This window comes from Peptacetobacter hominis, assembly GCF_006861675.1.
In the GTDB taxonomy this organism is placed as follows: Bacteria; Bacillota; Clostridia; order Peptostreptococcales; family Peptostreptococcaceae; genus Peptacetobacter; species Peptacetobacter hominis.
The window spans coordinates 74,208-89,602 of the sequence record NZ_SGJB01000007.1 but is presented as its reverse complement, the minus strand read 5'-3'; the positions used below and the strand labels follow the sequence as shown (position 1 = coordinate 89,602).

Sequence of the window (15,395 nt, the reverse complement as noted above, 5' to 3'; positions counted from 1 at the left end):
AATGAAAGCAAATGGAAAAGTTTTAAAATACGGAGACAATGTTGATACAGATGTAATAATACCTGCCAGATATCTTAATTCATTTGATGCACAGGAACTTGCAAAACATGCAATGGCTGATATAGATCCCACATTTGTCGATAGAGTAGAAAAAGGGGATATAATGGTAGCAGGAAAAAACTTTGGATGTGGTTCATCAAGAGAACATGCACCTCTAGCTCTTAAGACTTCTGGAGTATCCTGTGTAATAGCGGAATCATTTGCGAGAATATTTTATAGAAATTCAATAAATATAGGATTTGCAATACTTGAATGTGAAGAAGCAGCAAAGGATATTGATGAAGGGAATAAAGTTGAAATAGATTTTGATAAAGGAATTATACACAATATAACAAAAGATAAATTTTATCAGGCACAGCCGTTTCCAGAATTTCTTCAGAAAATGATAAAGGAAAACGGACTTGTAAATTATGTGAACAACAAAAAGGAAGGATAAGATATTATGGAAAGGAAGATTGCTGTTATCAAAGGAGATGGTATAGGACCGGAAATAGTAAACGGAGCACTAAAAGTCATGAATGCCATTTCAGAAAAATACGGACATAAATTTATATATGAAGAGATTCTTATGGGGGGTGCTTCTATAGATTTACATGGAGAACCACTTACAGATGAATCTCTTAAAAAAGCTTCAAATTGTGATGCAATACTTCTTGGAGCTATAGGTGGAGATGCGACTGTATCTCCATGGTACAAGCTGGAACCGTCTCTTAGACCTGAAGCTGGTCTTTTAAAGCTTAGAAAAAGTCTGAATCTTTTTGCTAATCTGAGACCATCATTTCTTTATGACGAGCTTAAAGATGCCTGTCCTCTAAAAGAGGAAATAATAGATGGCGGATTTGATATGGTTATAATGAGAGAACTTACAGGCGGTCTTTATTTTGGAGACAGAGAAACAGTGTTAAAAGATGGAGAATATGTAGCGCATGACAATCTTGTATATAGTGAATCAGAGATAAGAAGAATTGCAAAAAGAGCCTTTGATATAGCAATTAAAAGAAATAAAAAAGTTACAAGTGTAGATAAGGCAAATGTTATAGACACATCAAGATTATGGAGAAAAGTTGTAGAGGAGGTTTCGAAGGATTATCCGGAAGTTGAACTTGAACATATGCTTGTAGATAACTGTGCTATGCAGCTTATAAAAAATCCTAAACAGTTTGATGTCATACTTACAGAAAATATGTTTGGCGATATTTTAAGTGATGAAGCAAGTATGATAACAGGATCAATAGGAATGCTTTCAAGTGCATCGCTTAGAGATGATAGTTTTGGAATGTATGAGCCAAGTCATGGAAGTGCACCTGATATAGCTGGAAAAGATATGGCAAATCCTATAGCAACAATACTTTCAGCAGCTATGATGCTGAGATATTCATTTGATATGGAAGATGAAGCAGATTCGATTGAAAATGCTGTTGAAAAAGTTCTTAAAGATGGATATAGAACCGTGGATATAATGTCAGATGGTAAAAAAAGAGTATCATGTTCAGAAATGAGTGAACTTATAGCTGACAGAATATAGGAGGAAAATATGAAAAGCAATAATGTAAAAAAGGGAGTGGAAAGAGCTCCTCATAGATCTCTTTTTAACGCTCTTGGTATGACGGAGGAAGAACTTGACAGACCTATAATAGGCATAGTCAATTCATATAATGAAATAGTTCCAGGCCATATGAACCTTGATAAAATAGCAGAGGCTGTCAAAAAAGGAGTTTATATGGCAGGAGGAACACCGGTTGAAGTCCCTGCAATAGCAGTATGTGATGGTATAGCTATGAATCACACAGGGATGAGATACTCTCTTGTTACAAGAGAACTTGTATGTGACAGTACTGAATGTCTTGCAAGGGCACATCAGTTTGACGGACTTGTAATGATACCAAACTGTGACAAAAATGTACCGGGACTTCTTATGGCAGCTGCAAGACTTGATATACCTACAATATTTGTAAGTGGTGGTCCTATGCTTGCCGGAAGAAAGTTAGATGGGAAAAAAACTTGTCTGTCAACTCTTTTTGAAGCAGTAGGCGAATATAATGCGGGAAAAATGAGTTTAGATAAGCTTAAAGAATTTGAGGAAAAAGCTTGTCCTACATGTGGATCATGTTCAGGTATGTATACAGCAAACTCTATGAACTGTCTTACAGAAGCATTAGGAATGGGGCTTAAAGGAAATGGAACTATTCCTGCAGTATACAGTGAAAGAATCAGGCTTGCAAAACATGCCGGTATGCAAATAATGAAACTTGTAGAAAATAATATAAAACCTTCAGATATAATGACAGAAAATGCATTTAGAAATGCAATGACTGTAGATATGGCACTTGGTTGCTCTACGAACTCAATGCTTCATCTTCCTGCAATAGCATACGAAGCTGGAGTGGATCTTAACCTTGAGATAGCAAACGAGATAAGCCGGAAAACTCCAAACCTTTGTCATCTGGCACCTGCAGGGGATACATTTATGGAGGATTTAAATGAAGCTGGTGGAGTATATGCAGTAATGAATGAACTCGACAAGCTTGGAGTTATTGATAAAAATTGCATGACAGTTACAGGGCTTACAGTGGGAGAAAACATAAAAGGATGTGAAAACCTGGATACAGATATAATAAGACCTGTTGAAAATCCTTATAGCAAAACAGGTGGAATAGCTGTATTAAAAGGAAATCTTGCACCTGACAGCTGTGTTGTAAAAAAATCCGCTGTTGCACCTGAAATGATGAAACACAAAGGACCTGCCAGAGTATTTGATGGGGAAGAAAATGCAATAAAAGCTATAAGAGCAGGTGAAATAAAAGCTGGAGATGTTGTTGTAATAAGATATGAAGGGCCTAAAGGAGGGCCAGGAATGAGAGAAATGTTATCTCCTACATCAGAAATAGCTGGTATGGGACTTGATAAGGATGTAGCACTTATAACAGATGGAAGATTTTCTGGTGCTACAAGGGGTGCATCTATAGGTCATGTATCTCCAGAAGCAGCTTTGGGAGGAACGATAGCTTTTGTAAAAGATGGAGATATGATAGATATTGATATAGAGAATAATAGTATACAGCTTCTTGTTTCAGATGAGGAGCTTGAAGAAAGAAGAAAGGATTTTGTGCCAAAAGTTCCGAATGTAAGTGGTTATCTGAAGAAATATGCTTCAATGGTTACTTCGGCAAACACTGGTGCAGTCCTTAAAGTGAAATAAAAAGGACGGTGAAATATATGAGGCTTAAAGGAGCAGATATGGTAATGGAATGCCTCTTAGAACAGGGAGTTGACACAGTATTTGGATATCCTGGAGGTACGATACTTGAAATATATGACAGTTTATATAAATATAGGGATAAAATACAGTCAATACTTACATCACATGAGCAGGGAGCATCACATGCCGCTGACGGATATGCAAAATCAACTGGAAAAGTAGGTGTATGCATGGCCACAAGCGGACCGGGTGCAACCAATCTTGTAACAGGAATTGCAACTGCACAAATGGATTCAGTTCCTGTAGTTGCAATAACTGCAAATGTTGCACTTCCTCTTCTTGGGAAAGACAGTTTTCAGGAAATAGACATCGCGGGAATAACAATGCCAATAACAAAGCACAACTTTATAGTAAAGAAAATAGAAGATCTTGCTCCTTCAATAAGAAAGGCCTTTAAAATAGCGAGAGAGGGAAGACCTGGACCTGTACTTGTAGATATAACAAAGGATGTAACAGTAGGTTATGGGGAATATGAGAGAGAAGAGATAAATCTGAATCCCAATAAGCCACTTAGTTTGGATGATGCGGAAAAATATCGGGAAAGTCTCGAAAAAGCAGTTAAACTTATAGAAAAGAGCGAAAGACCATTTATATTTGCAGGTGGTGGAATAAAGGCATCAGATGCATCGGATGAACTTAGAATATTTGCAGAGCTTATAGATGCTCCTGTTGCAGATTCTCTGATGGGAAAAGGTGGATTTGATGGAAATAACAAAAGATATACGGGAATGCTTGGAATGCATGGAACGAAAGCCAGCAATCTTGGGGTATCAAGATGTGATCTTCTTGTGGCAATCGGAACAAGGTTCAGCGATAGAGTAATAGGAAATGCGTCCACTTTTGCATCTAAAGCCAATATAATACATATAGATATAGATGAAGCTGAGATAAATAAAAATGTATATGCAGATCTTGGAATAACAGGCGATGCAAAGTATATACTTGGAAAGCTTAATCTTATGCTGAAAAAACAGAGTCATTCGGATTGGATGGAAGAAATAGAATGTCTTAAAAATAAATATCCAATGAAGTATAATAAAGATGTTCTGACAGGACCATATGTGATAGAGAAAATTGAAGAATGCTTTGGTCATGACACTATAATATGTACAGAAGTTGGACAGCATCAGATGTGGGCAGCCCAATATTTTCATTATAAAAATCCTAAACAGTTTATAACCAGTGGAGGTCTTGGAACAATGGGATATGGACTTGGAGCATCTATTGGTGCGAAGTACGGCAATCCAAAATCTAGAGTTATAAATATAGCTGGAGACGGATGTTTCAGAATGAATATGAATGAACTTGCAACGGCTTCAAGATACAATATTCCTATAATACAGGTAGTTTTAAACAACAAGGTACTTGGTATGGTGAGACAGTGGCAAACATTTTTCTATAATGGAAGATATTCTGATACAGTTCTTGATGACCAGGTTGATTTCTGTAAAGTGGCAGAAGGTCTTGGATGTAAAGCCGTAAGAGTTACAAAAAAAGATGAAGTGGAAAAAGCTCTTTTAGAAGCTGCTTCATACAATGGTCCTTTTGTTATAGAGTGTATGATACAGGAGGATGATAAGGTATTTCCTATGGTAGCTCCAGGAAAAAGTCTTGATGATACATTTGATCAGGATGATATCTAAATTCAATTATTTTTAACAGAAATAATATTTATTATAATTCAAAAAATACACCCGAATCCAAATGGATAGGGTGTATTTTTTTATAAAAGATTTAAAATTTCTTTCTGATTAATATAATCCCTATTATTGAAAAAATCATAATAATTGGTGCTATTCTTACAAATAACCATTCAAGTATATGGAAATTAACCCTTAAGACAGTTATTTCAGGATTGTTATAACTCCAGTTTAGATAGGGACTTTTTAATCGGATTAAAAATAAAAATATTATCAGAATAATAAAACATAGAATAATAAGTAACGCCTGAAGAAACTTTCTTTTTCTGATTTTATTGTTTGCAAGTTGCAGATTTATTGCCTCAAGTTTTTCTGATATGGATTTTAAATTCTCAGTGGGATATTCGGAAATATTTTCACCTATTAATATACTTACTGGAGTCTCTAGAACATCTGATATAAGAATTAACATCTCAGAGTCAGGAACAGATAGACCTTTTTCCCATTTTGAAACAGTTTGTCTGACAACATTTAGCCTTATTGCAAGATCCTGCTGAGATAGTCCTTTTGATTTTCTTATTGTTCTAATATTTTCATTTAACATATAGAATCCCCCTAATTTATTTTCTAATAAAATTGTACAGAGAATGAGCCGTTGCAACAAGCAACGTATATTAACATATTGGTTTTGAGGTAAAATTATATTTTATTGATGTCTGTAATAGGGAGCAATCACGTATCTATAAAATGTAATAAGCCAGCAATTACTTATCTATAAAAAAATGGTACCGGATAACCGGTACCATTGTATCTACTTACAGAAAATATCTGTTTGAAATCTATAATAGCAATACTAAGCTGTTTTTATCATCACATCATTTGTATTTGAAATAATTCTGCCTAATATATAATCTGTCACACTATTACAGATATATGTAGAAAACATAAGGTCGTTTTCAATGTAGTTTCCATTGTTTTTGTACTGCTCATAAAGAGTGTTGAAAAATTCGATGAATTTTCCACCACAGATACAGTCCCCTTTGATTCTTGTTAAATCAGCATCTTTCGCAGCAGAAGCAAGTTCTCTTTCATAAACAACATGTCTGTTAAAACTGTGCTTGAATTCCCAGCGTTCACTGTGTGCAACACAGAAGAAATCGCAAAGGAAATGACAAATAACACCTAATTCCTGACTGAATCTGCTTGAAGAAAACATTCTTGATAATGAGTCTAAAGATAATCTGCAAAGCTGTTCTATCTTTTCTGCTATCATAGCAAAAGATTCTTCCATATAATGTCTGTTAAGTTTATATTTAGATAACGCATCAGGCTTTATGTTGCCGTACACGAAGTTCTTTTCACTTAATAGCAATGACTTATTGTCATCCATATTTTCAAGTACTGATTTAGCAATCTGAAAGTGAGTGTTCATTAACATATTATTTTCATACACCTCATGATAAAATATTTGACGTCAGACGTCCAATAAAACAAACCATAAATAAAATATGGATTGATTGTATGAAAAGCAATTATGAAATAGCTTTCCTTAAAATAATAATATCAAAATATACAGAAAAATTCAAGGTTTACACCCATAAACTGAGACAAGATATTATACAGTCTAATTAGATTTTATATGTTAATTTAGTATAAGTTCTTATAATTCATATATAACTCAGTAAATGGCATATAAGTCATTTGAAACTTACAATATAGCGTGCGAGTCATTTTAGACTTTGATAATAAGTGTGTGAGAATGAAATTACTGTTCTTTGCCTATAAAAAGATGGCATATAAATTGCTTTAAAGATATAGTGTGAAGGGGGTATTGATATGGAAAAAAGTAAAAAAGGCTATATCTATATAGCGCTTGCAGGAACAATATGGTCTACATTAGGATTATTTGGAACAGTTCTCATGGAGAGAGGACTAAGTTCAGAACAGGTGGCTTTTACAAGGTTGTTTATAGGTTTTATAGTGCTTTTTGCATATACAGGAGTAAAAAATAGAAATCTTCTGAAACTTAATCTTAAAGGAATTATATATTGTGCAGCAATAGGAATAATATGTCAGGGAATATTTAATATGTGTTATTTTAAAGCAGTAGAGAAGGCAGGTGTGTCTGCTGCAGCAGTTTTATTATATACATCTCCATTATTTCTGGCTGTATTTTCGGGAATAATATATAAAGAGAAAATAACAAAACTAAAAGTGGTTTCTTTGATGGTATGTTTTGCGGGTGCATTTATGGCTGTAACAGGAGGTAAACTTGATTTTCAGGGACTTAGTTCATATGGAATTATAATGGGAATAATGGCTGCTGTAACATATGCACTTATGGGAATTATAAGTAGAAAAGCACTTGAAGATTTTTCAAGTGAAACAATTTTGATATACGGTTTTTTATTTGGAGCTTTTTTCATGATTCCTTCAGCAAAGCCTGTAGAAATGTTGTCTCTTGCTTCTGATCCAATGACATTTATATTTATGATGCTTCTGGGAATATTTCCAGCTGCGATTGCATATATATTTTATGCGAAAGGCATTGCCTCAAATACAGAGCTATCAGTTGTCGGTGTTGTTGCTTCAATAGAACTTATAATAGCATCTTTCATAGGATGGATTATAATAGGTGAAGTATTTACAATTGGAAAACTTCTTGGTGTATTTATGATGTTTATGTCAGCTACAATGGCACTTCAGACAGGAAATCAGGAAGAAAATAGTAGTGAATACGAAAAAACATTTGAATATGTTGATGAAAGAATATAATTAATAAAGGATGCATACAGATTTGGATGCATCCTTTATTAATTAGAAGGAATTATTTTAGTATTATTATATAAATAGTTAAATTAAAATTAAGAATTGTGTTATATAATTCCTTGTGTATAGAATCAATATTGGTATAAAGTTGAAAAATTCAGAAAATAAGGTTATAATATTATAAATATACCAGAAAGGATATTTGCTATGGATTATATACAACAGTTTTTATATATAGCTCAGGATAATATGCTTCTTTCTCTGATTGCGGGAATTCTGAGTGCATTTATTGAAAGTTTTATTCCAGCACTTCCAATAGTAGCTATTGTAGGTGCGAATGCAGCCATTCATGGAATGTTTATAGGTTTACTTATATCATGGATAGGATCAGGTCTTGGTACATTGTCACTTTTTCTGATTCTAAGTAGATTTAACAACAATAAAATATTCAGAAAAATGAGGACTGAAAAAGTTGAAGCTGGTGTGAGATGGTTGGATAAAAAAGGATTTTCTATGCTTTTTATAGCATATGCATGTACTTTTATGCCTAGTTCTCTTGCAACTGTGGCATCTGCATTCTGTAAAAAGAAGTTTATAGATTTTGCACCACCGATGCTTGCAGGAAAATTTGTAATGTTTATTGTTGTAAGTTATGTAGCGGAGGATATAAGTGGTTTTATCCATAGCCCATTAAAAATAATAGTACTTATAGCACTCGTGGCACTATCATGGTTTGTAGGTAAAAAGGCAAATGTAAATTTAGAAAAACATGAACTTGAAATAGAGAAAAAGAAAAAAGAAATGAAAGATGATTCAAAAAAAACAGATGAAAAAAAATAGGATAACGTATATAATTATTATAGATATGTAATATTGAAAGGAAGTACAGAGCATGAATAAAGAAATAATAAAAGGAAATAGATATCCTCTTACTTCTGAAAGACCTGAACTTGAAAATATTCTTGTTGAGTTTGATTATAAGGTTAATCAGTATATGTATAAAGAAGGAGAATTTGATATTTCAACTGCTGTTTTTCTTACGGATAACAGTGGATCTATAACAAGTTATGAAGATTTCTTATATAAAGATAACAAAAGCCATTCATCTGGATGTGTGAGAATCAATGATAGAGAGGATAAGGTTTATATAACAATATCCAAAATACCACAAAAGATTAGAAAGATTTTCTTTGCAATCAGTCTTTCTGAAAAAAGTGATATTTTAAGATTTTATGACAGATTTGACTATATATCTATGAGAATAATAGATTTAGATAGAGAAGATGTTATGTACACATATATACCAAATGAAAAAACAGGACAGAATACAGAAATTATATTTGGTGAAATGTATAGACATAATGGAGAATGGAAGTTCAACTCAAACACTGAGTATACAGAAGGTGGACTTTTAAACCTTGGAAAAATGTTTGGGCTTGGTATATAAAGGGAAAATATATAATAGGAGAAATAAAACTGCCTGAATAGGCAGTTTTATTGTATATAAAAAATATCTCTATAAATAAAGAGAGGAAGTGTATTTTATGAAAGGAATAGCACTTGAAGGTGGCGCATCAAGAGGCGCATATCATATGGGAGTTTTGAGAGCACTGTATGAAAAAGGATATAAAATAGATGGAATTACAGGAACATCCATAGGAGCATTTAATGCTGCCATGGTTGCCCAGGGAGATTTCGAAGTCTGCTACAATATGTGGAAGGATATTCAGCCTGATACATTGTTTGATGTAGATAGAAATCATATGGAAAAAATTGAAAAAGGAAAAATTGATAAAGAAACAAGAGAGTATCTTTCATCAGAGGCAAAAAAAATAATTGTAAATAGGGGAATTGATACAGCAGGACTAAGAAAAATTCTGGATAAGTATGTAGATGAGGATAAGCTTAGAGCTTCAGACATAGATTTTGGACTTGTTACAGTGAAATTTGATGGAGTAAAGCCTGTACCTGTGGAAATTTTTAAAGAGGAAATACCATATGGAGAGCTTAAAGATTATATAATGGCAAGTGCAAATCTTCCAGTATTCAAAAAAGAAGAAGGTCGCGAGGAACGGTATATAGACGGAGGTTTTTATGATAATTGTCCAATACAGTTGCTTGAAAGAAAAGGTTATGATGATATAATAGCAATCAGACTTTTCCCGGATCGAAAAATAAGGAAACCTTTGAATCCCAATACTAAACTTGTAGAAATAAAGCCGGCGCAGCAATTAGGACGAGCATTGGTTTTCAGTAATAATACAATAAGAAAAAATATGCTTAGGGGATATTTCGATGCTATAAAATACTTTGAAGGTTTAAAGGGTAAGAAATATTATATAGAGCCGATATCAGATGATGAATTTTTTGAAAGAATTATAAATTATCCAGAAAAAAACATAATACAGTTTGGTGAAAAACTTAATATTTCAGAAATGGATCCAAAGAGAATGCTTTTTGAAAAAATAATACCTAAAGTGGCTAGCCTTGTTAAATCCGATGAATCTGAATCATATCAGGATATTTTCATTGGACTTATGGAAATTCTTGCTGAAGAAAGAAAACTTAAAAAGTTTAAGATATACACATTAGATGAATTTGTAAATGAAATAAAGGAAATAGAACCACCTGAAGAAGATGAAAAAAACAAGGATTTCTTATCAGTTGCTATGAAACTGATGAAGCCTATAGAATCAAAGATATCATCTAGAAAAACTATTCTTAAGGAGTTTGAAAAAGAAATTCTTTCAGAAATATCATATGATGAATAAAATATAAAACTTGTCAAGATTATGTAAAATACATTGACATATATTATATATAAAGTTATAATCCTAATTAAATAGAAGGTATTAATTACCTTAAAAGCGAATATGTTCGGATGAGGACAGCCTTAGAGACTTTTTTAAAGCGCCGAAGAAGCAAAGTATGGAATTCATCTTGTCCATATGGAAACTGACAGGCAAAAGGAAGGCAGTCTGACGATACTTTGGAGAGAACGATTTAATTCGTCGCCTACGAGGATATAACCAACTGGCAAAAGGACAGAGATACAGATGCATTTTTTAGTGTACCTGTATCTCTTTTTTGATACAGAAAAAGGCATATTTGGTAAGATGAAAAATTTATATTTAAAAGGAGAGAATCTTATGAGAATGCTTATTGTAGGAGCTGGAGCAGTTGGGGAATCAATACTTAGGATATTGAAAAAAAGAGATGAAAAGAGAGAATGGCTGGAGTTTGCTGTTGTATCAGATTTTGATGAGAAAAGAGCAAAAGAAGTTTGTAAAAATTTAAATGATGATAACAGATTTATACCAGAATTTGTAGATGCAAAATCAAAAGAAAATATGAAAATACTTATAAAAAAATATAATATAGATTTTGTTATGGATGCAACATCTCCATTTTTAAGTAACTTTATATTTGATGCTGCATTTGAATCCGGTGTGAATTATGGAAATATGGGCACATGGTCTGTACCAAAGGACGATCCAAAGTTTGGACTTGGAATAGAAAATAGTTATATTGAGCCTATGACAAAATATAACTTTGACCAGCATGAAAAATGGAAGGAAAACAAGCAGATGGCCTGTATATGCATGGGAATAGACCCAGGAGTTGTAAATGTTTTTGCAAGATATGCTGCTGAGTATATTTTTGATGAGATAAAGGAAATTCATGTAAAAGATGGGGGAAATCTTACTGTACCAGGAGCAGCTGCAGATGATATTGTATTTGGCTTTAATGTATGGACGGTTATTGATGAGTGTATGAATCCAAATGTTGAATGGGACAAAAGTAAAGGTGGATTTATTGTAGAAGATGCATTTGCAGGTGAAGAAAAGTTTATGATGCCTGAAGTAGGCGAAAATACTCTTATAAAAATAGAGCATGAAGAAACAGTAACAATGCCTCGATATTTGGAAAAGTTTGGACTTGAGAGAGTTACATATAAAATAGCATTAGATGATAATCTTATAAATGCTTTAAAGGTAATAAATAAGTTGGGACTAAGGTCAACAAAACCAATACAAGTATCAGGATTAAGCATTATACCGAGGGATGTTGTTGCAGCTTGTGCACCACAGCCAAAAGACATAGGAAATGAAATGACAGGAATGATGTGTGTTGGAATACATTGTAAAGGTATTAAGGACGGAAAAAATAAAGAAATAATTATTTATCAGACTTTTGATAATCAAAAGTCAATAAGAGACTGGGGTATGCAGGCTGTAGTTGCTCAGACAGGTTTTGGAGCAGCTATATCAATAGAACTTATTGCCAAAGGTATCTGGAAGGATTATGGCGTATTTTCACCTGAATATTTCAACCCTATTCCGTATCTTGAAATAATGGAGGAGTCAGGTTTTAATTATAAAGTAAAAAATATTTAATAAATATATAAAAAAACAGATTCTTTTTTAGAATCTGTTTTTTATGAAAATAAATCCATCATTTATAAATTATAATAACTTCTATCAAATGATAAAAAAATATGATACTATAAGTATAAAATATTCTGAAAAAGGAGATGGAGTATATGAAAAAAATATTATATATGACAGATTTATATTATAATGCAAATGGAAGAAAATATTATGAGGAGGATTTATATATAACAGGCATACTCAGAAGATATTTTGATATAGCTATATGTAATCCCAGGGATTCTCATTCCTTTGAAAATGATGTGGATCTTATAGTGTTTAGAAATACAGGTGGAGTAAAAGGATTTAAAGAGGCATATGAAAAATTCGTTGAAAGAGTACATAAAAACAAACTTAATACATTCAATGAATTTGTTGGGAAAGGTGATATGAAAGGAAAACAATATTTAATAGATTTGACTGAATATAATTATCCTGTAATACCTACTATAGACAGTAAAAATGATTTGAATAAACTCCTAGAAGCAGATATCTACGTTATAAAACCTATAGATGGAGCTGATTCAATAGGTCTTGAATTCATTACAAAAGAGGAACTTTTAAATCGCGATATAAAAGATAAAGAAACGCTTATACAGCCAATGATTGATTTTGAATACGAAGTATCTTTTTATTTTATCAATAATAAATTTGAATATGCTATGTATGCCCCGGATAAAGAAAAAAGATGGAAACTTGAAATGTATAATGCATCTGATAAAGATTTGGAATTTGCTATGAAATTTATCGAATGGAATGATATAAAAAATGGAATACAAAGAATTGATGCATGTAGAACGAAATCGGGGGAATTACTTCTTGTAGAGCTGGAAGATTTAAATCCATATTTATCAATACTTGAAGTAGATGAAAATACCAGAGAGAAATTTATAACCGATTTTATAGATGCTCTAAAGAGAATGTGCGGGGATAAATAATAAAAACAGTAAAAAATTAAATACTAATTTACCTTGATAAATAGTATGAATAAATAAAATATTAAAAAGTATTTTTATAGTATAATTTAATATATAATAAGGAATAATATAGATGATATATTAAATATAATTAACTAGGAGGATTTAAATGGCTGGTATAAAATATGATATAGTAAAACATTTCGGAACAATATCTACATCAAAATCGGGTTGGAAAAAAGAGCTGAATCTTGTCAGCTGGAATGAAAGAGAGCCAAAATTTGATATAAGAGAATGGGATCCTGAATATCAGAAAATGGGTAAAGGTCTTACTTTTACAAAAGAAGAACTTATTGAACTGAAAGAACTTCTAAATAATATAGATTTAAAATAATTACGGCATCTGCTTGTAGCAGATGCTTTTTACTTTTCTAAAATAAAATTTATATTATAAAATATTATTGTATAATTGGACATATTTATAAAAAATGATATAATACATTTATAATTCTGAAAATTCAAAAAGGAGGACGTAAACATGAAACTATTAACGTTTGAATATAATGGAAAAAGAAGTGCAGGTGTGTTGTCAGAAGATGGGAAAAACGTTATAAAAATAAATATAGAGGGAAAAGAATATGAGGACATTGGCTATATGTTATCATCTTTAAAAGATATTTCAATAGAAAAAATAAGAAAGTATCGGTTGGATTCTAAGGATAGTATACCATTAAGTGATGTAAAATTATGTGCTCCAATACCATATCCAAACCAGGATGTAATCTGTTTAGGCATAAATTATATGGCACATGCCGAGGAGTCTGCGAGATATAAAGAGCAGGCTTTTGGTGGAGAAAGACCTTTTGCGGTATATTTTTCAAAGAGAGTAAATGAGGCGGTTGCTGATGGAGAATACATAGATGGACATTTTGATATAGTTGATAGTCTTGATTATGAGGTAGAACTTGCAGTTATAATAGGAAAAGATGCGAAAAATGTAAAAAAAGAAGATATATTTGAGTATATTCTAGGGTATACTATTCTAAATGATATAAGTGCCAGAAATCTTCAGACGCAGCATAAACAATGGTACTTTGGAAAGAGCCTTGATGGATTTACTCCTATGGGACCATGGATTGTAACAACTGATGAGTTTGTAAACCCTCCAGAGCTTAAAATATCTTCAAAGGTAAATGGAGAAATAAGACAGGATAGTTCTACGGATCTTTTTATATTTGATATAGCACATGTAGTAAATGAACTATCACAGGGAATGACATTAAAAGCAGGAACAATAATCTCAATGGGTACTCCTGCAGGTGTAGGTATGGGATTTGTTCCTCCAAAATTTCTAAAATCCGGAGATATTATAGAATGCGAAATAGAGGGAATCGGAAGTATAAAAAATATAATTAAATAATTGAAAATATAAAAAGGTGTATATATTTTATACACCTTTTAGTATTTAAATGAAATACATGTTTACAAGAACCCTTCCTATAACATCAGATATCCATTTATATTTTGTTATAACATCTTCATATTTTGAAAACGCTCCTTTTGGAAGAGGAACATTATTTTCAGTCATAGTTTCAATAAGAACTATAAGAGATAAAAGAGTTTTCTGATCGTCCTCTGAAATTCTATCATCTGAAAAAATCATCTTTTTCACATCAAGGTAGTCCGTTTTTCGATTTATATAATAAGAAGATATGTCCATAGAAGAATCGTATTTTTCGGAAAAATTATTACCGGTATTTTTAGTATGCTTATTATTGTAATCAGCTGGAGAAGTTTTATCAGACGAGCAATCTCTTTTTATATTACTATATTCTGATGTTGAATTGTTTTCATTTTTTTCAGCTGAAGAAACTTCAGTACCAGTAGCAGATATATCTTTGTTTAATATCTGATTTGTATTGTTAGAAGTAAAATTGTCCGGAGCTTTAAAATCCTTTCTTTTCCATGGAAGAATAAATTCAGCTTCTTCCTCTTCTTCTGAAAAATTACAGTCCATTAATTCAAGTCCTTTTGGAAGTACCTCCATGACCATTACAGTGTCATTAAGGAATATTTTTATTTTTATATATCCGCCTTCATCAAGTGCGATAAGTCCGTTTTTTATTTCTTCAAGACTCATATTTTTTATTTTTTCATCAAATACATCGTCTTTTAAAAGTATTTTTCTATCTTCAATTGCATATGGTTTCATAAAAAGTAACAGTTCTTTTAATTTTTGTTTCATATTTATACACCTCCATATATATTCTGTAAGAATCGTATAACTCATTATACTATAAATACGAGTATATGATATGTT

The 15,395-nt window shown here is 32.1% G+C and carries 15 protein-coding genes and 1 riboswitch; of the genes, 12 read left to right on the top strand and 3 right to left on the bottom strand.

What is annotated here, in order from left to right; genetic code table 11:
- Position 1: 1 nt before the first annotated feature.
- The 4 genes from leuD to ilvB are packed head-to-tail and all read left to right on the top strand — an operon-like array spanning position 2 to position 4,962.
- Positions 2-496 (top strand): 3-isopropylmalate dehydratase small subunit, encoded by a 495-nt coding sequence (gene leuD, locus EXD82_RS05140; RefSeq protein ID WP_142535845.1) that lies wholly within the window; start codon positions 2-4, stop codon positions 494-496.
- 6 nt (positions 497-502) lie between these two features.
- Complete coding sequence (gene leuB, locus EXD82_RS05135) at positions 503-1,585, top strand: 3-isopropylmalate dehydrogenase (protein ID WP_142535844.1); 1,083 nt, start codon at positions 503-505, stop codon at positions 1,583-1,585.
- Positions 1,586-1,594: 9 nt separating this feature from the next.
- Positions 1,595-3,259, top strand: coding sequence for a dihydroxy-acid dehydratase (ilvD, locus tag EXD82_RS05130; protein ID WP_142535843.1), 1,665 nt, complete (start codon positions 1,595-1,597; stop codon positions 3,257-3,259).
- 17 nt (positions 3,260-3,276) lie between these two features.
- Positions 3,277-4,962: a biosynthetic-type acetolactate synthase large subunit gene (ilvB, locus tag EXD82_RS05125; protein WP_142535842.1), complete on the top strand. Its 1,686-nt coding sequence runs from the start codon at positions 3,277-3,279 to the stop codon at positions 4,960-4,962.
- Between the two features lie 91 nt (positions 4,963-5,053).
- Here the strand turns inward: ilvB and EXD82_RS05120 are convergent, their stop codons facing one another.
- On the bottom strand, positions 5,054-5,563 hold the full coding sequence (locus tag EXD82_RS05120; protein ID WP_142535841.1) for a helix-turn-helix domain-containing protein: 510 nt from the start codon (positions 5,561-5,563) through the stop codon (positions 5,054-5,056).
- A 249-nt stretch (positions 5,564-5,812) separates the two neighbouring features.
- Complete coding sequence (locus tag EXD82_RS05115) at positions 5,813-6,397, bottom strand: zinc dependent phospholipase C family protein (protein WP_142535840.1); 585 nt, start codon at positions 6,395-6,397, stop codon at positions 5,813-5,815.
- Between the two features lie 398 nt (positions 6,398-6,795).
- Here EXD82_RS05115 and EXD82_RS05110 point away from each other — a divergent pair, with 398 nt between their 5' ends.
- From EXD82_RS05110 to EXD82_RS05075, 8 genes are all read left to right on the top strand, one after another.
- Positions 6,796-7,734: a DMT family transporter gene (locus EXD82_RS05110; protein WP_142535839.1), complete on the top strand. Its 939-nt coding sequence runs from the start codon at positions 6,796-6,798 to the stop codon at positions 7,732-7,734.
- A 201-nt stretch (positions 7,735-7,935) separates the two neighbouring features.
- Positions 7,936-8,568 carry a TVP38/TMEM64 family protein gene (locus EXD82_RS05105; protein WP_142535838.1) on the top strand — a complete coding sequence of 211 codons (633 nt, stop codon included), beginning with the start codon at positions 7,936-7,938 and terminating at the stop codon, positions 8,566-8,568.
- A 52-nt stretch (positions 8,569-8,620) separates the two neighbouring features.
- Entirely contained in the window at positions 8,621-9,175 is a 555-nt protein-coding gene (locus EXD82_RS05100; protein WP_142535837.1) for a TerD family protein, read from the top strand.
- A 97-nt stretch (positions 9,176-9,272) separates the two neighbouring features.
- Entirely contained in the window at positions 9,273-10,499 is a 1,227-nt protein-coding gene (locus EXD82_RS05095; RefSeq protein ID WP_142535836.1) for a patatin-like phospholipase family protein, read from the top strand.
- A 110-nt stretch (positions 10,500-10,609) separates the two neighbouring features.
- Positions 10,610-10,712, top strand: a riboswitch (glycine riboswitch).
- A gap of 165 nt (positions 10,713-10,877) precedes the next feature.
- On the top strand, positions 10,878-12,125 hold the full coding sequence (locus EXD82_RS05090) for a saccharopine dehydrogenase family protein (RefSeq protein ID WP_246082010.1): 1,248 nt from the start codon (positions 10,878-10,880) through the stop codon (positions 12,123-12,125).
- Between the two features lie 146 nt (positions 12,126-12,271).
- Entirely contained in the window at positions 12,272-13,096 is an 825-nt protein-coding gene (locus EXD82_RS05085) for a hypothetical protein (protein WP_142535835.1), read from the top strand.
- A 148-nt stretch (positions 13,097-13,244) separates the two neighbouring features.
- The gene (locus tag EXD82_RS05080; RefSeq protein WP_142535834.1) at positions 13,245-13,469 is read left to right on the top strand and encodes a YdbC family protein; all 225 of its coding nucleotides are present in this window, start codon (positions 13,245-13,247) and stop codon (positions 13,467-13,469) included.
- Positions 13,470-13,613: 144 nt separating this feature from the next.
- Complete coding sequence (locus EXD82_RS05075) at positions 13,614-14,495, top strand: fumarylacetoacetate hydrolase family protein (RefSeq protein WP_142535833.1); 882 nt, start codon at positions 13,614-13,616, stop codon at positions 14,493-14,495.
- Positions 14,496-14,540: 45 nt separating this feature from the next.
- Here the strand turns inward: EXD82_RS05075 and EXD82_RS05070 are convergent, their stop codons facing one another.
- Complete coding sequence (locus EXD82_RS05070; protein WP_142535832.1) at positions 14,541-15,320, bottom strand: hypothetical protein; 780 nt, start codon at positions 15,318-15,320, stop codon at positions 14,541-14,543.
- Between the last annotated feature and the right edge of the window lie 75 nt (positions 15,321-15,395).

Excerpts from the sequence above, each read along its gene's own strand:
- leuD (WP_142535845.1), top strand. The coding sequence starts at position 2 with ATGAAAGCAAATGGAAAAGTTTTAAAATACGGAGACAATGTTGATACA.
- leuB (WP_142535844.1), top strand. The coding sequence starts at position 503 with ATGGAAAGGAAGATTGCTGTTATCAAAGGAGATGGTATAGGACCGGAA.
- ilvD (WP_142535843.1), top strand. The coding sequence starts at position 1,595 with ATGAAAAGCAATAATGTAAAAAAGGGAGTGGAAAGAGCTCCTCATAGA.
- ilvB (WP_142535842.1), top strand. The coding sequence starts at position 3,277 with ATGAGGCTTAAAGGAGCAGATATGGTAATGGAATGCCTCTTAGAACAG.
- EXD82_RS05120 (WP_142535841.1), bottom strand. The coding sequence starts at position 5,563 with ATGTTAAATGAAAATATTAGAACAATAAGAAAATCAAAAGGACTATCT.
- EXD82_RS05115 (WP_142535840.1), bottom strand. The coding sequence starts at position 6,397 with ATGTTAATGAACACTCACTTTCAGATTGCTAAATCAGTACTTGAAAAT.
- EXD82_RS05110 (WP_142535839.1), top strand. The coding sequence starts at position 6,796 with ATGGAAAAAAGTAAAAAAGGCTATATCTATATAGCGCTTGCAGGAACA.
- EXD82_RS05105 (WP_142535838.1), top strand. The coding sequence starts at position 7,936 with ATGGATTATATACAACAGTTTTTATATATAGCTCAGGATAATATGCTT.
- EXD82_RS05100 (WP_142535837.1), top strand. The coding sequence starts at position 8,621 with ATGAATAAAGAAATAATAAAAGGAAATAGATATCCTCTTACTTCTGAA.
- EXD82_RS05095 (WP_142535836.1), top strand. The coding sequence starts at position 9,273 with ATGAAAGGAATAGCACTTGAAGGTGGCGCATCAAGAGGCGCATATCAT.
- EXD82_RS05090 (WP_246082010.1), top strand. The coding sequence starts at position 10,878 with ATGAGAATGCTTATTGTAGGAGCTGGAGCAGTTGGGGAATCAATACTT.
- EXD82_RS05085 (WP_142535835.1), top strand. The coding sequence starts at position 12,272 with ATGAAAAAAATATTATATATGACAGATTTATATTATAATGCAAATGGA.
- EXD82_RS05080 (WP_142535834.1), top strand. The coding sequence starts at position 13,245 with ATGGCTGGTATAAAATATGATATAGTAAAACATTTCGGAACAATATCT.
- EXD82_RS05075 (WP_142535833.1), top strand. The coding sequence starts at position 13,614 with ATGAAACTATTAACGTTTGAATATAATGGAAAAAGAAGTGCAGGTGTG.
- EXD82_RS05070 (WP_142535832.1), bottom strand. The coding sequence starts at position 15,320 with ATGAAACAAAAATTAAAAGAACTGTTACTTTTTATGAAACCATATGCA.